The sequence below is a fragment of the Stagnihabitans sp. genome (assembly GCF_964946895.1).
Genome location: NZ_CBBQHX010000044.1, coordinates 1 through 17,097 on the forward strand (window position 1 = coordinate 1; position 17,097 = coordinate 17,097).

Consider the following 17,097-nt stretch of genomic DNA (forward strand, 5'->3'; position numbering starts at 1 on the left):
ATCCCGCCACCGCCGCCGCCGCTCAAGACCTAGAACATCGCCACGCATCACCAGCCTCCGCATAAGACACGTCGCTAACGACGTCGTTATGCACGTGCCTTACCCCGTAACTGACCATTCTGGCAGGCGGTCCCAACCGGGTGATTACCGCAAGTCGCTACGCTGCACAAATCCTCGCCCTGCTCGCGCGAACTCGCGAGCGTCCCGGCGCGGAAGGGCTGGAAAGATGGGCAGGTCTTCGTCAATGGCCTGCAACTCTCGTGTGGCGCGCAAATACCTGTCAGTCGGCACAAACACCGGGTTGCGCGGGGCAGACCGGCGTAGCACATCAGCTGCTATCAATCGATCTGCCGCCTCGCGCATTGGGGTTTGGGGGGCTGGTGCAATACTGCCGCGAATGCGCAGGGTTTCGAGCACGGTAAGTGCCAAAGCATCATCTTGCAGGATGCGGCCAACCTCGGCGCAAAGCTGGATCGCGTTGACGTGGCTTTCCGGCGGCACGAACTGATGGTCAAGCATGGCAAGCGCTTGGTCCAACCGTTCCGTCGCGGCTTCCCGCAGAGTGCCAACCATCTGTTGTAGATCGTCGTGACTGCGAGCGGTGCGGGCGGCATCATCCTGGCCCCGGCGCAGCATCGCGGCAATAGCATTCCGGTCGAGCCGGATTTCGAAACGGACACGCTCATTCGTCTTGGCATAAACGACGAGATGGCAGCCAGCCGACAACTCGACACTGACGGCAATGCTGCCTTGTCGCACGTGAAGGCTTTCGCCCCTGACAAGCGCACGGTGGCGGCGGCTTTGCGGGCCAAGGGCGCGCAAGGGAACATCAAGCCCTTCAACAAAACGGATCGGATTGGAATGGCTGAATTCCCAAACGAACTCGATCTTTCGCAGGGAGTAGTAGGGCGTATGGCCGACAGTCACCCCGTAACTGCTGGCGGTGTCCTGCAATTCGGTCGTGATGAAGCTTTCGGTAAGGCGAAGGCAGTCCATGAAGTGCTCCTCTGCGGGTTTGGACAGGACATAACGGTAAAGGCGCTGGGGGCCGATGGTGACGTTCACGTCATCGGTCAGACAGTATTCTGCGCCACAGGCGGCTGGCGTGCCATCCATGGCCGTGGCAAGCGGTTGAACCAGTCGGGGACGATCTAGCCGCGTAAAGCGGCGGACTTCCTGCGCCATCAGGAAGTGAAGGACATTCAGATGCCCATCCAACCCAAGGCGGACGTATTCGCCGCGTGTTTGGCGAGGAACCCGGCCAGCGCCTTTCGCCAAGCAAAGCCGTCCAGAAAAGATCGGGCGAGTTTGATAAGCGACATTTCCACGCCTGCCACCAGACACATCAACTTCGACCCATCGGCCATCAGGCGAGTTGTTGGTCGAGGTGAAGACTGGAACCGCTTCGCCAGACCGGGTAACTGCCAAAATTCCCGGAATCGCATTTTGAAAGCGCACAATGTCGGGCGGTGGACCGAATACCGGCCAATCTCCGATCACGATTTCACAGTGATCGATCATAGTAGGCCCAAGCACCCTATTCGGCGCATTGTAGGGCGGTATCAGCCTATCTCGTTCGGTCATAGTATCACACATTTCATTATAGGTCATACAAGGGCGGGACCTCCCCGAGTTTGGCTGTTTAGGGCGCGATTGCACCCCGGCATGGTTTTCCCGCTTCTTCCCGATTGGTCGTAGCCCTATTGAACCGTTCCACCGCTTTCCCGCGCGTGAACGGCCTCGATCCGCTTCCAGACCCGGTGAACCGAAGTGGAATGCCAGCCTTTGCCGCCCGCAGTGGGAACCTGCAATTCGTTCATCCGATCAGCCGCTTGACGGAAGGTGAGGCAATCCGTGCGGATCAGGCCGCGCAAGGTGTCTTCCACCGCAAGGGCGCGGGTTTCAGCCGCAGCCTTATGCTGATCAGCAAGGCTTTTGCCATTCGATCCCAACTTCACCCCTCGGGCCTTTGCCGATGCCAGAGCGGCGCGCGTGCGGTCGCTGATCCGACGCCCCTCCTCCTCCGCCATGGCGGCGTAGACGTGGAGCATGAACTTGTCGGCGTTCGGCATGTCCACCGCCACGAAGCGCACGCCGCTTTCCAGTAGGTTCGCAATGAAGGCGACATTCCGCGCGAGGCGGTCGAGCTTGGCGATAAGCAAGGTTGCACCGGCTTTGCGGCACATGGCGATTGCGGCCTTCAACTGCGGGCGCGCATCCTTCTTCCCGCTTTCGACCTCGGTGAACTCAGCGAGCAATTCGCCACCAATTGAGGCGAGATAGGTCATGGAGGCATTGCGCTGGGCATCAAGCCCAAGACCGCTGATACCTTGGCGCGCGGTCGAGACACGATTATAAGAGACGAAGACATTTGAGGACATTTCGGCTTCCTTCACAGGCATACGTTGGTTTGCTTGTGAACAGATCTGGTATTCTCCGACTCTCATTAAAGGTCGAGCATAACAGATTTCGAAGATTTTCGACTTTACGGTCAAATCGGACCGTCCGAGCCAACGCGCGTGATGGTAACGATATGAATCGAAAGCATCTTTCTGCCTTACAATCGATGATTCGACCTTCGGCATATGGGGCTCAGCAGGGTGTGGACGCCAAAGCGCCTGATTTTGACTCATTTTCAACCTCTTAGCATGTAATCTGTTATATACGACTGCCTATGGCATCGCGGCACAGATGGGATTTATTGGGAATGCGACCTATAAATCGGAGATAGTCATCCCGAATTGGCGGTCCACCATTTGCAGTCTTCCGGAGATAGGGGGGGCGTCTTGCCCCACCTTTCCGAAAGTTTTGGCCGTCAGGCCTTGGCCGAATTACTTCTTAGGCTTCGGCGTGTAGGAATTTTTGGGATAAGCCGGGGGCCGACCGGGCCGACGAGCACCATTTGGCTTTAGGCCAGAATTGGTGCGCCGGAGTCTGGCTTTTTCAAGAAAAGCGTCGATGTCCTGTTGTTGCCATCGCGCCATTCCTCCAAGAAGGAGGGGGCGAGGGAAGTGATCATTTGCCATCCACCTGTAGAGAGTTGAAGTTGCGCAATTGAGGCGATTGCGGAGGTCTTTGATCGTGAGGAGGCGATTTTCCATATTTCTATTTCCATTTGCTTGTTTCGCCCCAGCGCTGAGGATGACAATAGAATACTGATCCACGGCACTTCTAGGAAGGCAAAGCGCGCCTTGAGATTTTGTTAGGAAAGTCTTACAATCAGAGCTTGCTGGTTGAATTCGGAAAAGTCGGAAAGGCTTGTGCTTCCTGAAAGAATTCGGTGATTCGCGATTGGGCCTGCGTGTCCAGCAATCACGTTTCCATCCCGTCAACGGTTTGTTTCCGGTTTCGCATCAAACATTCAGTGGTCTGATTTCGAAATTTAGCGACGGAAGGGCAGGAGCGATTCGTGTTTTCTGACGCTCCTGCCGACAACCGAGGGCTAGTTCGCAGATGTAGCGAAACTGGCCCACTGATCCATCAAAGCCTTTCGGCGGTCGAAAAGTGTCGAACGGCGATAGGCGCGCTCTACCTGACCGGGGACATGTGCAAGCGCGGCCTCAGCCACCTCGCGCGGAGCGTCAGCAGCTTCGCTACACCAATCCCGAAAGGTCGAGCGAAACCCGTGCGTGGTGATGCCTTCCGCGCCCATCCGCTCGTATAGCGCCCGAAAGACGTTAATCGACTGCGGCTTGCCTGCGCCTTCCTCGGTCTGGCTGCGCTGTGGGAAGACGTAAACGGAATCGAGCCTGCGAACCTTGTCCAGAACCCGGATCGCCTCGGGCGAGAGCGGAACGACATGTTCCCTTCCGGTCTTCATGCGATGCGCCGGGATAGTCCAGACGTTGCCCTTGATTTCAGCCCAGCGCGCTTCCCTCGCTTCGCCCGAACGAACGGCGGTGAGGATAATGAATTGCAGGGTTCGGGCGGATACCCCGTCCCGCTCGTTGAGAGCTTCGTAGAACTCAGGGAGGTCTTTCCATGGCATAGCGGCTAGGTGGGTCGGAATGCGTGGCTGCGGTTTCAATACGCGCTTGATGCCGCGCGCCGGATTTTCGGACGGATAGAAGCCCTCGGCCCGTGCCCAATCGAACAGTCCTTCGACGCGCTGCTTCAGCTTGCGCGCCGTTTCGTGCTTGAGCGTCCAGATGGGTTCCAGCGCCTTGCGGACATCGGAGACCCCAACGGAACTAAGTACCCGGTCGCCCAGCGCCGGGAAGATATGGGTTTTCATACCTGCCAGCCATTGCGCCGCGTGCTTCTCGCTGCGGAACGCTTGCGAGACGATTTTGTGATACTCCTTCGTCGCCTCCTCGAACGTGAGGCTCGCTGCAATCCGACTTGCGAACGGATCGCCACCTTCGCGGGCTACCTTGCGCCATTCACGAGCTTTTTCCCGCGCCTCTGCAAGCGAAACGAGGTTCGCGGCACCGACCCCAAGGTCGCGGCGTTTGCCCTTTACAACGGTGCGCAGAATCCAAGACTTCGCACCGGATGGCTTTACTGATAGATATAGACCATCACCATCGCCGTAGAATCCCGCCTCCTTGACGGACTCGACGCGACGGGCAGAGAGCTTCGACATACCTTCCTCCAACAACATCCATACCAACATCCAGCGCTGGAACGGGTCGGTTTTGTTGGTATTCAGCGCGAAGACATTGGTCAAATAATCGTTGTAAATCAGGAATTTAAAGTATTCGACGGGGTGCGGTCGGAATGCGTATGCTTGGCCCTACGGGCTGCCACTCCAATGTTCAACATATTGGTATTTATGGCGTTTTGCCGCCCTTGCGTCCAACATCGGGATTAGGTTGGACAGATTCTGACGTTTCGCGAATCCGCCATACGCCAGCTTTGAACGGTGCGCCTTCCTGGTGCAGACCGCTGCCTGTTTCGTGTCGGTATGGGCCAGATCGGATGCAATCTGCCATTCCGATGCGCCCGCATCTGCCAAGCGGGTTGCGCCAGACTTGCGCAGACCCTGCAGCGATCCGTGAACCCTCGCCTTGTTGGCGCGGTCGCGGAGCCAGCCGCACTTGGTGCCTTCGCCATGACGTTCCAGAATGCGGTCAACCTCTTCAGCCGTTCAGGTGTGATAGCGCCGATCGTCAACCTGCGCGACCGCATCGCGCATGAACGCGTCGGTGAACCTTGCGCCGGGCATCTGTGTCTTCTTGCTTCCAAAATGACCAAGCACGTCGTCTTGAAATCGAGGGGCTCTTCATATTCAAACTGCCGAGGTGGTCCTTCCTCCAAGCATCACCTTACAAATGCGTTTCCCTCAGCTATCGTGCAACCCAAGTTCACCTCCAAAAGGTTGCCCCCAGCATGTCACGCTCCCCTGTCCATGGCTTCACCGATCCGCGCTTTGCCCGCCTGCGGGACATCATGGCGGAGTTTCTTGACGCCGGGGTTGAGACCGGTGGAGCCGTGGCCGTCACGCTGGGCGGTCGGCTGGTGGCCGATCTTTGGGGTGGCCATGCCGATGCCGCACGGCAACGGCCCTGGCAGCGCGATACTTTGGTCAATGTGTGGTCGGTCAGCAAAGGGATCTCGGCCCTGGCGGTGGCCATTTTGGCGGACCGCGGCAAGCTGGACTACAGCCAACCCGTCGCCCGCTATTGGCCGGAGTTTGCGGCGAACGGCAAGGCCGCCATCACGCTGGACACGGCGCTGTCGCATCAGGCCGGTCTGAACGGGCTTTCGGTGCCGATGGATATGGCAGGACTTTGTGCCGGGCAGCCCTTTGCCCGAGCGGTAGCCGAGATGGCGCCGCTGTGGGAACCGGGCAGCCGGAACGTCTATCACTCCATCACAATGGGTACGCTGATGGCCGAGCCGTTGCGGCGGATCGACGGGCGCAGCATCGGCCGTTTTGTCGCCGAAGAGATTGCCGGCCCCCTCGGCGTTCCCTTCTACATCGGACTGCCAGCAGCCGAGGACCATCTGGCGGCCGAACTGACGGCAGAGCAGGCCGTGTTCGACGCGATGCAGGACACGCTCGACAGCCCCTACCCCCAGGCCGGTCGCAACCCGGTCGTACCACCCTTGGTGCCAAATACCCGCGCCTGGCGGGCCGCCGAGATTCCCGGCGCCAACGGCCAGTCCAACGCGCGCGCCTTGGCTGTGATCTATGGCGATCTGGTTTCAGGGGCCTCCCGCCTGATTTCGGCTGACGGGCTGGGCGAGGCCACACGGGTGCGGTTTGATGGTGTCGATGTCGGCGGACCGGTCAGCTATGGCGCGGGCTTTCGGCTGAACGAGGCGGACTATGGGCGACGCGGGCCCAAGACGACTTTCGGCCATCCCGGCTGGGGCGGTTCGCTGGCTTTCGCCGACCCGGAGGCAAAGCTCGGTTTCGCTTTCGTCACCGCCCGCATGCTGAACTTCGGCCCGGACATGGATCCGCGCCGCAAACGCCTGATTGATGCCACCTATGATGCGCTTGGGTGATCAAGGGTTTTCCGGTCAGGATCTTGGTCATGATAGAATGCGCAGGATGTGGTGTTCTATCGGTTAAGTGACTGAGCATACCGGCAAAAGGCAAAGCCGGCGGGGTTCAAACGACCGGACTATGCCCCTTGATCAGCCCACCTGACGTCATCGCGCAAACCCGTTTATGTCGCAGATTTGGCATAGTCCCACTGGGGGTTTCCGACAAAGGGCTGAACCTTTGGTCTTGCAAGGCCGTTCCGATTTCCTCTCGATTTTCCCTTTTCGGATCAGGGTGTCCGAGCCTTCTTGTGAGCCCATTGGCCGGGTCCAAGACGGGTCGCACCGATCCTGCGGATGATCCCGCAGCTTTGGGTTATGGACGCCAAGTGCGAGGTGTCGATGGTCAAGGCGGCGCAAGGTTCGCTCCGCCCGTCCGTCTATCTTCCGCAAGCCGATTTGGCCCCCGAGCGCTTTCGTTGCACCAGACATGCTGCCAGTTGCTTTCAAGGTCTGCCCGCGTGGAAGGATACGGGCGGCCCCTTTCCGCCGTTTGACATCGCGTCATGCGCTGCGCCGGTCATTGGCCTTGGCGGCGGTTGTGGCAAGCCCGGCATCCTTGTGGAATTGCGCCTGCCCGCGCCCCGCGCGCTTGGAGGCGTATAGCGCCTCGTCCGCGTCGTGCTGCATGCGGGCGATTTCGGGCACGGAATAGGCGCTGGAGGTTGTGATGCCGATCGAGGCGGAGATCCGGCACGATTTGCCCTCAAAGGCGATCGGCTGCGAAAAGCTGTCGATGATGCGGCGGGCGATGCCTTCCAGCCCCGCGGCATCGGTCAGGTCCGGAAAGACCGCCACGAATTCATCGCCGCCCACCCGCGCGACGGTATCTTCGGCCCGGGTTTCAAGGTTCAGCACCTCGGACACCTTGCGCAGCACATGGTCGCCCGCGGCATGGCCAAAGGTGTCGTTCACCGCCTTGAAGTAATCCAGATCGATGTGCATCAGCCCGAAGGCCATGCCCGAGCGGGTCAGCCGTTCCAGCGTCTGGGCCAGCGCGCGCCGGTTGCGCAGGCCGGTGAGCGTGTCGGTCATCGCCTGGGCTTCGGCCATTTGCTTGTCCCCCTGCAGGCGCAGGGCAAAGCCTTTCAACGTCTCCATCGCGGCGGTCTTGGCCTCGACCAGATACATCATTTCGACGGCAAGATCGGTGGCGGCGAAGTCGGCGTCGGTCAGGGCATTGCTGCGCACCGCCTCTACCACGCCGATGCCGAAGGACAGGTTCAGAATCATGCCCGCCCCTTTGGCGAGGGGCATGGCGATACCGCGCAACGACACCGGTCTTTGATTGCACAGCAAGACCAGCCGCAACCGTTCGCCAGCCCGGGCCGCCAGATCGGTCATCGAGAACAGGCCGGAGGGGCGACGCACCTCGACCGCGTCAAACAGGTCTGTGCCGATCAGGTCCTGACCCTGCACCAGTTTGCCGAAGGTCGGGCCATGTCCGGTGATGCGCCCCCGGGCATCCAGCAGGACATGCAACGGCATCAGCCGGTCAAACGCCACGGACGGGACGCCAAGGACAGACAGCGCCCGCATTTTCAACCCACCATGCCAAGACTGAAGGGCCGCGCCGCATAAAGCGCCTGATCGGCGATCTGGACCGAGATCACCTCGGTCCCGCCTTCAACGCCGTGATGTTCCAGCAAAACCAATGCCCCATAGTCATCCGCCATCGCCCGCAGCAACCCCATCACGATATGCCCCGCCCCGGTCAGCCGCGACAGGCAGCGCAGGCGGAAATGGCCCGACCCCAGATCGGTCAGGTCTAGAAAGGGCAAATCCAGTTCCGGCAGGACCAGGCGGCCGCGTTCGGGCAATTCTTCGATCGAATTGAGGAATTCCGCGAAATTCCCGCCCGAAAATCGCAAGAGCCGCCGCACTGTCCCCAAGGCTTCATGGCTGACCAGATAGGTCCCCATATCCTCCATCAGGGTTTCGCGCGGTCGTCGCAGCAGGGCTGAGGCCGCGTCGATCAGGCGATCGGTCAAGCCATCCTCATAGGTGAGCATCGATTCGAACCCCGAGGGGCCGATGCCGATCTGCCGGGCCACGGCATCCCACAGCGACACCCCGTAGGTGTCGCTCAGAAAAAACTGAAACGAGCGATTGATCAATCCCAGCATACTCATCCTCCTGAGAGGGCAGCCTAGGGAGAAGGTGTTAACAACTTGCCAAGACGGGCCGGATCAGGGCGCGAAAACCAGACCCGGCTGACCGGGCATCGCCAACTGGTTCACGTGCGCCGGTGCCAAGGGGGCAGGCGCTTTCTGCAGCTGGTCGATCAGGGCGGCGCCGGCGTCAAACGCGGGCAGGCCGCCGCCATATGAGGTCACCGAATGACGCACCAACCCGCCGGCGCCGAAGTCGAACCCCTCCATCGTCATGTAGCCGTCGCTGTTGCGCGCGATCAGCATCGCCTCGTCTCCGGGCAGATCTGGCAGGAAATCGGCCACGACCAGCACGCAACCCGGCCCGCCTTGCGGCAGGTGGGCATCGCAGTCGGTCTGCCAGCCCTGCAGGTCCGAGACATCAACCTGCGCAAAGATGCGGTCGCGCAAAGCTTCGGTGGCCGGGGTCGCGGGCTGCAGGGGCAGGATGGCCACCAGCGCCTTTTGCACGGTCTTCAGGTCAGGTTCTGCGGCGGTGGGGCTGTCCATGGCGGCAAGGCGGGCCGCCAGATCGGCGTTGGTCTGCGACAGCGTCTTCAGGCTCTCCATCGCGGTCTGACCGGCCAAGCCCCAGTCCTGAAAGGCATAAAGATCAATGTCGGCCACCTTGGTGCGGCCGTCTGCGATGCGGGCCAGCTGGTCGCGGGCCGAGATGGCTTCGGGGTTCAGCACCGAAAGCCACAGAACCGCCAGCGCCATGGTCAGAACCGCCATCCAGATATTGGCCTGGCGAACCCGCTCTGGCCAGCCCGCGCCGCGCAGCACGGCGGCGAGGTACAGCAGGCCATAGGCCAGCCCAAGCCCCGCAACACTTGCCGCCAGCAGGCGCAGCGGGGTCCAGCCGTGTTCGGTGATGCGCAACCACAGCGCCCAGCCGGCCAGACCGGCAGGCAGCACGGTGATGGCGGCGAGGATCCGCGCCGATTGCATCATCACCCGCGAATGCCCGGCGAAAGCGTCTTCGCGGTCCAGCGCCGAGGTCACCAGCGTCACCGCCGTCGCCGTCATCGCCAGAAGCACCATGGCCGAGGAGACCGCACCGAAAATCGCCTCGAACCCGCGGAACGGCAAGGCGATCAGGAAGATTGCCATCACAACCAGCACAACCGGCACCAAAAGCCGGAAAAGGCGCAGCACAAGACCGGGCGACAGCACATCCGCCAACTCGTTCACCACGGCCATGGCCAGACCCAGCACGGTTCCGGTGATCAGCCAAGGTGCCGGGGCATAGTCCAGAACGGCTGAGATCAGCGGCACACCGACCAGCCCCAGCAGCGCCTGCGACAAAAGGATGACCAGCCAGACAAGGCCGGTGAAGATCAGCGCAACGCAAACCCGGACCAGAATACCCCAGCTTTCACCGAACAAGCTGGGATAATCGCGCCAGCCCGGTCCGGCAGCCGCGATGAGGAAGGGCCAAGGCAGCCAGACCAGCACAGCGGTCGCAATCACTGGCAGGGCCGATCCCAGCACGCCGTCCACCGCCGCAAAGCGTAGGCTCGACCAGGTGACGAGGGCAGACACCACCACCGCGACCGCCGCCGCGCCCAGAGCTGCCCGCCGCAGCGTCAAGGGGCCGCTGGTGATCAGAAGGCCACCAAAGAACACCCCGGCCAGAACCGCCGCTGCCAGCGCGGCACGCCCGGCCAGCCAGTCCGCCTCGGTCATCAGCCCCAAGAGGTACAGGCTTCCCGCCGCCAGCGCGCCGATCAGCGCCATTATCCCGCGTTGCCGTGCCATGATCGCCTCCGTTTGTGGCAGCTTAGGGCCTGAGGCGGCGCGGGGGAAGCCTTTGAACAGGGCGGCACTTCGGGCCCGGCTGAGCGGTCACGCCCCCCAAGATCCCTCCGTGGGATATTTGCGCAGTGACGCGGCGGGCAGCAGGACGCGGCGGACTTTCGCGTCGTTGACACGCAGGAGAGACCGCCGCGGTTTACACCCAGGCAGCTTGCGGCAGAGGTCTCTGCGGTTTGATCCCGTTGGCGCGGGCCGTCAGAAATCGGTCGGCGCGCCGCCTTCCTGTTTGCGCTTGGCCACAAAGCGGCGCAGGTCTTCCTGATGGTCGCCGTTCATCGGCGGCGGCACAAACTCTGCCATGATCGCCTTGTAGATCTTGTGGGCGCGTTCCGCCGTCCAGACTGCGCCGTCGATCTGCCACGCCTCGTAATTGCGCCAGTCGGCGAGGAAGGGGGCGTAGAAGGCGGTCGTATAGCGGTCTTGTGTGTGCTGGACGCCGAAATAATGACCGCCGGGGCCGACGGTGCGGATGGCGTCGATGGCGATGTCATCCTCGGTCGTGGCGTAGGTCGCCGCTTCGAAATAGCGCTGGATCATCTGCAGGACTTCGCAGTCCATGATGAATTTTTCAGGGCTGGCGATCAAGCCACCCTCCAGCCAGCCCGCCGCGTGGTAGACCATGTTGGTGCGGCTTTGCACGGCGGCCCAAAGGCTATTGGAGGTTTCCCACATCGACTGACCATCCGGCACGTTGGCGGCACAGACGCCCGACGAGCGCAGCGGCACCTTGTAATGGCGCACAAGTTGTCCGGTCATCTGCGTCGCGCGCATGTATTCCGGGGTGCCGAAGGCGGGCGCGCCGGACTTCATGTCGACGTTGGAGGTGAAGGTGCCAATTGCCACCGGGCAGCCGGGGGCGATGTATTGCAAAAGGGCCACGGCGGCGAGGGCCTCGGCCAGCGAAAGGGTCACGGCACCGGCCATGGTGACGGGCGCCATCGCACCCGCGAGGGTGAAGGGGGTGATCACCACGGGCTGACCCCGCTTGGCCAGACGCATCGCGCCATCCAGCATCGGGTAGTCATGCTTCAGGGGCGAAACCGAGTTGATGTTGGTGTACATCCTTGGTTTCGCCTGGAATTCTTCCTCCGACAGACCACCCGCGATGCGGACCATCTCCATCACGTCCTCGACCCGTTCCGCGCCCAGCGAATAGGCGTGCACGACCTTGTCGGTGAGCGTGAGCTTTTCGTATAGACAGTCAAGGTGCCGGACCGAGGGGTGGATGTCGATGGGCTCCACAGGATAGCCGCCCGCGATGTGGATGCAGTTGAAGTACTGCGTCAACTTCATGAAATCCTTGAAGGTCTCAAAATCGCCGGAGCGTTTGCCGCGTTCCAGATCCCAGGAATTCGGCGGCGAAGAGACGTTCACGAACAGCATGTGCTTGCCGCCCATGATCACTTCACGCTCGGGATTGCGCGGGGTGATCGTGAAGGTCTCCGGCGCGCGGGCCAGCATTTCCATCACGAAATCCTCGTCCATCCGGACGTTGGTGCCGTTCACGATGCAGCCGGCCGCTTTCAGATGCGCGACGGCTTCCGGATTAAGGAATTCGATACCAATATCGCGCAGGATCTTCATCGTGCCGCGGTGGATGGCTTGCACGCCATCGGCATCCAGCGGTTCGGTCGGGCGATCGGGGTTCACGGGAATGCGCCAGGGCATCTGGTCGATGATGGAAGATCCGGCGCGTTCCTTGTTGCCGGCCCTGCCCCCGGCCCTGCGGCGCTTGGTGGCCTCTTCGGTCATGACGCTATCCTCCTTTGGCGGGGTTTTGACCCCGTTGATCGTTTTCCTGAGGATGACGGAAAGCGCGCTGCGGCGCTTACTCATTTCCCGACGCCAAAGCGTCGTTTTTGGCGCTGCGGTGGTTCAGACGGCGTTCATCCGGTCAATCCAGGCGCCCAATTCGGCAATTGTACCCAGAACGACGTCGGCATGGGGGGTCAAGGTCGCGCGCAACGCCGGCCCGGTCAGGACGCCGACCGCTTTCATTCCGGCACGACGGGCGGCGTCCAAATCATGCAGACTGTCGCCCACCATGGCGATCTGGCGGGGCGGCAGACCAATTGTTTGCGCGAAGGCCAGAAGCTGGCCGGGGGCCGGCTTGCCCCCATAGCCGGAATCGCATCCGGCAATGAACTGGAACAGATCGATCACCCCTGCCCCGGCCAGATGCGCACGGGCGGGCTTTTCGGTGTCGTTGGTGGCAAGCCCCAGGATCAAGCCGCGCGCTGTCAGGCCGGTCAGCACCTCTGGCAAGGCCACGGCAGGGATCATGGGCGCGGCGGCCCCCAGCGTATCCATCATGTCCATCAAGGACTTGAGGGTCAGCCCCTCCAGATGCGGATGGATCAGTGCGGCGATCTCGAACATGGTGCTGGCGATGACGGCGCTGTCGGGGGCGAACGCCACGTGAACCGGGTCGAACCCCAGAACACCGGCCAGATCGCCCTGCGCATAGGGCGCAAGATCGGCCAGCAGCGCCTTGGTCCAGGCGCCCCAGCTTTGCCGGAAGTCGAACAGCGTGCCGTCCTTGTCGAAAATGACTGCCTTGATCGTCGTCATGTCCAGTGCCAAACCTCTCCTCCGGGCAGGGCCATCCGTGCCGCTTGCGGCACGGTATAGGCCAGACCGACCTCGTCGCAAAAGGCCATGATGAGACGATCTTCGGTCAACAGATAGTCCAGCACCGCCCCCAGCACCCGCGGATCGGCGGCCTGCGCCATCAGCTCTGCCGGGGAAAGCCCGCTGAGGTTCAGAAACCCGTTAATCCTTTCGGCATCCCCCGCCACCCATTCCAGGGCCTGCGCGGCGATGATTTCGGCGGATTCTCGCCCGATCTTGCCGGTTTGCTTGGTGTTATTCACAGGTTTCCCTCAAACTTTCACGAATTGATTATGCAGTCAGAAAGGAATTCTTAACCAGTTGCGACCAAGGTTGTGACACAAGCGTATAGCAGGTGGGCCAGTTTCGTATGATCGGCAAGATCCTCATCGTTGATGATGTGTCGACAAATCGCATCGTCTTCAAGGTCAAATTGACCGCGGCCGGCTATCAGACCCTGATGGCGGCAGATGGGGAAAGCTGCGTGCGTGTCGCCCAGGCGGAACAGCCCGACATCATCCTGCTGGACCTGTTCCTGCCGGACCGCTCTGGGATCGAGGTGCTGAAGGCGCTGAAGATCCATCCGCAGACCCGGCGCATTCCTGTCGTGATGTTCTCGTCCGAGGCCGATGCCGCCATGCGACTGGCGGCGCTGCGCGCCGGGGCAGAGGATTTCATGGCCCGCCCGATTGATGACCAGACCTTGATGGCACGGCTGCGTGGCCTGCTGCGGGCGCGCGAGCATCTGGCCGGAATTTCCGCGCCAGAGCGTGACCTGCAGGTACTTGGGCTGGCCGAACCCCCGCAACGCTTTGAAATACCAGGGCAAGTCGCCCTTGTGATGCCAAGAGGAGAGCGCGCGCTTCACCTGAAGCGCGAGTTGGCGACGGCGGGCCATGACCGCTTTCACCTGATGGCGCCGGATGAAGTGCACGCCGATCAGACCGGGGCCGCACCGGATGTTTACCTTATACACGCAGATCTGAATGGCCCGGGGGGCGGGTTGCGCATGATGTCCGAACTTTTGTCGCGCAGCACGACGCGGCACGCGGCCTTCTGCATCTTTACGCCTGAACCGGCCCAAACCCTCGCGGCGACGGCCTTCGACCTTGGTGCCAATGATGTGGTCGATGCCGCGACCCCGTCGGCGGAACTGGCGCTGCGCCTACGGGCCCTGGTCAAGCGCAAGCGCGAGGGCGACCGGATGCGCGCCTCGGTGCAGGATGGCTTGCGGATGGCGGTGTTTGACCCGCTGACCGGCCTGCACAACCGCCGCTATGGCACAGCACAACTGAACGCCATCGCCGACCGGGCGCGGGCGGAGGGCAGCGAATTTGCGGTGATGGTGGTCGACATCGACAGGTTCAAGTCGGTCAACGACCGCTGGGGCCATGCCACGGGCGATGCCGTTCTGGTTGAGGTTGCGGCGCGGCTGGCCAGCAGCTTGCGCGCGACCGACCTTCTGGCCCGCGTCGGCGGCGAGGAGTTTCTGATCGCCCTGCCCGCAACCCCCCTGTCGGATGCGCAGATCGTGGCCGAACGCCTGTGCCGTGCCATCGAGACGGCGCCGGTTGTGATGGCGGATGGTCTGCGCGTGCCGGTCACGATCTCGATCGGGTTGACAACGGGGGGGGCTGACCCGACTGATCCGGTCTCGGTCGCCGATCTGGTGGCGCAGGCGGACCGCGCCCTGATGCATTCCAAGACCCATGGCCGCAATCAGGTGACCATCGTCCGGCACGCCGCCTGACCTTATTTTTCAATGACTTGGGTCCAAAGGCCCGGGCGCGTCAGTTCTTCGGTGGAGCTGCGACATCCCGCCCATGCAGCAGGTGATGCTCTAGCCGATCCGCGAAGGCAAGGCGGTCTTGCGACGACAGACCCGCCAGAAAATCGCGCAACGTGTCATTGCCCAGCTTCATCCGGGCGCTCAGATGGCCCTGTTGCGCGCTCAGGGCGGCATCCAGCGCCTTGGGATCGAAGGGTTGCGCCCGCAGCGAGACGATGATCGCCGTGGCATCCGCCGCCGCCTCGGCGCGGTTGGCCTGCAGGTCGCCGGCCTTGGCCTGGATGGCGGCTTTCAGGGCCGCGTGGTCCTCGGGGCGCAGGGCCTGATCGAAGGGGCCGAAGCCCAGATCATGGACCATATCGCCGCGCCCACCCGGACCGCCATGCAGAAAGGCACCCAGCGCCAGCCCGCCCACCGCCAGATTGACCGCCAGCGAGGCGATCAGCGCCCAGCGCACGCCGCGACTGGTGACCGCGGGGCTGCCCAGCGGGATGTTCGGGTTTTCCGTCATCTCAATTCTCCGTCCAGAGGGTGCCGGTGGCCGGCAGCAGGTCAATCTGCTCAACCGTCGCGCTGTCTGCCGCCCCGGTCGAGGTCAGCGCGGCCATCAGATTGGGCTGTGCGACACCCAGATAAAGGCCGGTCATCCCCGCGAAAGACAGCGCCGCCAAGGCCCGGCCCCCGCCCAGAACATCGGCGAAGGCGGTGAACCAGCCAAAGGGGGCGGACCTTGGTTTCTTCAACGTCGCTGTGGGGTCAGCGGGTTGCGGCCAGGGTTGCGGCTTGGGCTGCGCGTCACGCGCATCGTGCAGAATGCGCGATGTCAGGTCAGGTGAAGGGGTCACCCGCACCTCCGCCGCCTCGGCAAACAAGGCGTCCAGATCAAAGTCCTTGTCCATCACGCACCCTCCTCCGCATCATCGTCATAGCCCAAATCGGCCTTGCGCCCCGCCAGAACCGCAGCCAGCGCCCGCTTGCCGCGCGCCGTCAGGCTTTCCACGGCTTCAACGCCCAATCCCATGATCTGAGCGATCTCGGGGTTGGACAGTCCTTCGATGTGGCGCAGCACGACGGCCTGGCGCTGCCGTTCGGGCAGACTGGCAAGGCCTGCATTCAGCGCCGCCATGCGATCCGCCTCGATCATCGAGGCCACGACCGAGCCGCCTTGCGCGGCCACTTCCGGCGCGTCGTCCAGGCCAACGCCCGGCCTGCGCCCGCGCGCCCGTCGCAAATCGGTGCACAGATTGGTGACCACCCGGTAAAGCCAGGTCGACACCTGCGCCTCGCCGCGCCGCCACTCTGGCGCCACTTTCCACAAGCGCAGCATCGCCTCTTGCGTGACATCCTCCGCCTCGGCCCGGTCAGACAGCAGGCGCGTGGCATAGCCCAGAACGCGCGGGGTCAGACGCGTGGTCAAAAGGCGGGCAGCCTCGGGGTCTCCGTTGGCATAGAGAACCAGAAGCGTGTCGTCCGAGACTTCGTCCAATGTGTCGCGCGGCATGTCCATTCCACGGGGGATACAAGCTGAAAGGGCAGCGGGCAATCGGTTCCGCAGGCCGGAGAGTTTCCCCGACCTGCAGCCCAGCCCCCTCAGTTGCCAGGCGTGCCGGCTTGATCGTCATTGCCCATCGGGTGCTTGTGATGATGGCCACCCATCATGCCGCCCATCATGCCACCCGGCCCGCGCTGCATCATGGCGTCGGCCTCTGCCTGATCGATCACGCCGTCCTTGTTGGTGTCGGCCTGCGCGAAGGCATCCGGCGGCAGGGGGCGGGCGATCAGTTCGGCCGCCGAAAGCTTGCCGTCGCCATCGGTGTCCAGGTCCTTGACCATGCGGGTGGCCATGTCCTTGGCAACCGCCTCCATCGCCTTGAGATGCATCGCGGCGATTTCATCCACCGACAGTTTACCATCCTTGTCGGTATCAATCGACGCCACCTCGGCGGCACGGGCGGCGGCAAACTCTTCGGGCGTCACTTTGCCGTCCTTGTTGGCATCAGCCGCAGCAAAGTCGAAAGCCGGTGCCATCATGCCCATATGACCCATGGGCCTGCCCATACCCTGCATGTTCATGCCGCTGTTGTCCGCGATCGCCGCAGACCCAAGCAGTGCCGCTGCCACAGCCAGAAGGCCAAGGCCAACCGTCTTGTGCGAAACGTTCATCTTCATCTCCTGAACCAGACCTGCATCTCGCTGGTCTTGATGCAGGTGATACGGAGAGGCCCTGCATTTCCG

Annotated in this window: 16 protein-coding genes; 2 read left to right on the forward strand and 14 right to left on the reverse strand. The window is 62.4% G+C overall.

Going from position 1 to position 17,097, the window contains the following annotated elements:
- Positions 1-144: 144 nt before the first annotated feature.
- The 4 genes from AC1Y2B_RS20030 to AC1Y2B_RS20045 all read right to left on the reverse strand — a co-directional run bounded on the left by AC1Y2B_RS20030 (position 145) and on the right by AC1Y2B_RS20045 (position 4,669).
- Positions 145-1,521, reverse strand: a complete 1,377-nt coding sequence (locus AC1Y2B_RS20030; protein WP_482254894.1) for a hypothetical protein — start codon at positions 1,519-1,521, stop codon at positions 145-147.
- 179 nt (positions 1,522-1,700) lie between these two features.
- Positions 1,701-2,633, reverse strand: a complete 933-nt coding sequence (locus AC1Y2B_RS20035) for a recombinase family protein (RefSeq protein WP_482254895.1) — start codon at positions 2,631-2,633, stop codon at positions 1,701-1,703.
- Positions 2,634-2,831: 198 nt separating this feature from the next.
- Positions 2,832-3,101, reverse strand: a complete 270-nt coding sequence (locus tag AC1Y2B_RS20040) for a helix-turn-helix transcriptional regulator (protein WP_482254927.1) — start codon at positions 3,099-3,101, stop codon at positions 2,832-2,834.
- A gap of 341 nt (positions 3,102-3,442) precedes the next feature.
- Positions 3,443-4,669: a tyrosine-type recombinase/integrase gene (locus AC1Y2B_RS20045; RefSeq protein ID WP_482254896.1), complete on the reverse strand. Its 1,227-nt coding sequence runs from the start codon at positions 4,667-4,669 to the stop codon at positions 3,443-3,445.
- Positions 4,670-5,331: 662 nt separating this feature from the next.
- Here AC1Y2B_RS20045 and AC1Y2B_RS20050 point away from each other — a divergent pair.
- The gene (locus AC1Y2B_RS20050; protein WP_482254897.1) at positions 5,332-6,456 is read left to right on the forward strand and encodes a serine hydrolase domain-containing protein; all 1,125 of its coding nucleotides are present in this window, start codon (positions 5,332-5,334) and stop codon (positions 6,454-6,456) included.
- A 543-nt stretch (positions 6,457-6,999) separates the two neighbouring features.
- On the opposite strand, the gene AC1Y2B_RS20055 is transcribed toward AC1Y2B_RS20050, so the two are convergent.
- From AC1Y2B_RS20055 to AC1Y2B_RS20080, 6 genes are all read right to left on the reverse strand, one after another.
- Positions 7,000-8,034, reverse strand: coding sequence for a GGDEF domain-containing protein (locus AC1Y2B_RS20055; RefSeq protein WP_482254898.1), 1,035 nt, complete (start codon positions 8,032-8,034; stop codon positions 7,000-7,002).
- 2 nt (positions 8,035-8,036) lie between these two features.
- Positions 8,037-8,621: a heme NO-binding domain-containing protein gene (locus AC1Y2B_RS20060; RefSeq protein ID WP_482254899.1), complete on the reverse strand. Its 585-nt coding sequence runs from the start codon at positions 8,619-8,621 to the stop codon at positions 8,037-8,039.
- A 63-nt stretch (positions 8,622-8,684) separates the two neighbouring features.
- Positions 8,685-10,406, reverse strand: coding sequence for a DUF4153 domain-containing protein (locus AC1Y2B_RS20065; protein ID WP_482254900.1), 1,722 nt, complete (start codon positions 10,404-10,406; stop codon positions 8,685-8,687).
- Between the two features lie 252 nt (positions 10,407-10,658).
- Entirely contained in the window at positions 10,659-12,215 is a 1,557-nt protein-coding gene (locus AC1Y2B_RS20070; protein ID WP_482254901.1) for a trimethylamine methyltransferase family protein, read from the reverse strand.
- A 123-nt stretch (positions 12,216-12,338) separates the two neighbouring features.
- Positions 12,339-13,034: an HAD family hydrolase gene (locus AC1Y2B_RS20075; RefSeq protein WP_482254928.1), complete on the reverse strand. Its 696-nt coding sequence runs from the start codon at positions 13,032-13,034 to the stop codon at positions 12,339-12,341.
- Positions 13,031-13,336: a DUF3572 domain-containing protein gene (locus AC1Y2B_RS20080; RefSeq protein ID WP_482254902.1), complete on the reverse strand. Its 306-nt coding sequence runs from the start codon at positions 13,334-13,336 to the stop codon at positions 13,031-13,033. The genes AC1Y2B_RS20075 and AC1Y2B_RS20080 overlap by 4 nt, the downstream gene beginning before the upstream one ends.
- A 92-nt stretch (positions 13,337-13,428) precedes the next feature.
- Between AC1Y2B_RS20080 and AC1Y2B_RS20085 the strand changes: the two genes are divergently transcribed.
- Positions 13,429-14,823 carry a diguanylate cyclase gene (locus tag AC1Y2B_RS20085; protein ID WP_482254903.1) on the forward strand — a complete coding sequence of 465 codons (1,395 nt, stop codon included), beginning with the start codon at positions 13,429-13,431 and terminating at the stop codon, positions 14,821-14,823.
- 40 nt (positions 14,824-14,863) lie between these two features.
- On the opposite strand, the gene AC1Y2B_RS20090 is transcribed toward AC1Y2B_RS20085, so the two are convergent.
- From AC1Y2B_RS20090 to AC1Y2B_RS20105, 4 genes are all read right to left on the reverse strand, one after another.
- Positions 14,864-15,373, reverse strand: a complete 510-nt coding sequence (locus tag AC1Y2B_RS20090) for a periplasmic heavy metal sensor (protein WP_482254904.1) — start codon at positions 15,371-15,373, stop codon at positions 14,864-14,866.
- A 1-nt stretch (position 15,374) separates the two neighbouring features.
- Positions 15,375-15,761, reverse strand: a complete 387-nt coding sequence (locus AC1Y2B_RS20095) for a hypothetical protein (protein WP_482254905.1) — start codon at positions 15,759-15,761, stop codon at positions 15,375-15,377.
- Positions 15,761-16,369: an RNA polymerase sigma factor gene (locus AC1Y2B_RS20100; RefSeq protein WP_482254906.1), complete on the reverse strand. Its 609-nt coding sequence runs from the start codon at positions 16,367-16,369 to the stop codon at positions 15,761-15,763. The genes AC1Y2B_RS20095 and AC1Y2B_RS20100 overlap by 1 nt, the downstream gene beginning before the upstream one ends.
- Positions 16,370-16,452: 83 nt before the next feature.
- Positions 16,453-17,025, reverse strand: a complete 573-nt coding sequence (locus AC1Y2B_RS20105) for an EF-hand domain-containing protein (RefSeq protein WP_482254907.1) — start codon at positions 17,023-17,025, stop codon at positions 16,453-16,455.
- Positions 17,026-17,097 lie beyond the last annotated feature (72 nt).

Bases quoted from the DNA above. Each gene is read 5' to 3' on its own strand.
- AC1Y2B_RS20100 (WP_482254906.1), bottom strand. From the start codon at position 16,369: ATGGACATGCCGCGCGACACATTGGACGAAGTCTCGGACGACACGCTT.
- AC1Y2B_RS20070 (WP_482254901.1), bottom strand. From the start codon at position 12,215: ATGACCGAAGAGGCCACCAAGCGCCGCAGGGCCGGGGGCAGGGCCGGC.
- AC1Y2B_RS20030 (WP_482254894.1), bottom strand. From the start codon at position 1,521: ATGATCGATCACTGTGAAATCGTGATCGGAGATTGGCCGGTATTCGGT.
- AC1Y2B_RS20060 (WP_482254899.1), bottom strand. From the start codon at position 8,621: ATGCTGGGATTGATCAATCGCTCGTTTCAGTTTTTTCTGAGCGACACC.
- AC1Y2B_RS20095 (WP_482254905.1), bottom strand. From the start codon at position 15,761: ATGGACAAGGACTTTGATCTGGACGCCTTGTTTGCCGAGGCGGCGGAG.
- AC1Y2B_RS20040 (WP_482254927.1), bottom strand. From the start codon at position 3,101: ATGGAAAATCGCCTCCTCACGATCAAAGACCTCCGCAATCGCCTCAAT.
- AC1Y2B_RS20055 (WP_482254898.1), bottom strand. From the start codon at position 8,034: ATGCGGGCGCTGTCTGTCCTTGGCGTCCCGTCCGTGGCGTTTGACCGG.
- AC1Y2B_RS20075 (WP_482254928.1), bottom strand. From the start codon at position 13,034: ATGACGACGATCAAGGCAGTCATTTTCGACAAGGACGGCACGCTGTTC.
- AC1Y2B_RS20050 (WP_482254897.1), top strand. From the start codon at position 5,332: ATGTCACGCTCCCCTGTCCATGGCTTCACCGATCCGCGCTTTGCCCGC.
- AC1Y2B_RS20065 (WP_482254900.1), bottom strand. From the start codon at position 10,406: ATGGCACGGCAACGCGGGATAATGGCGCTGATCGGCGCGCTGGCGGCG.
- AC1Y2B_RS20105 (WP_482254907.1), bottom strand. From the start codon at position 17,025: ATGAACGTTTCGCACAAGACGGTTGGCCTTGGCCTTCTGGCTGTGGCA.
- AC1Y2B_RS20035 (WP_482254895.1), bottom strand. From the start codon at position 2,633: ATGAGTCAAAATCAGGCGCTTTGGCGTCCACACCCTGCTGAGCCCCAT.
- AC1Y2B_RS20090 (WP_482254904.1), bottom strand. From the start codon at position 15,373: ATGACGGAAAACCCGAACATCCCGCTGGGCAGCCCCGCGGTCACCAGT.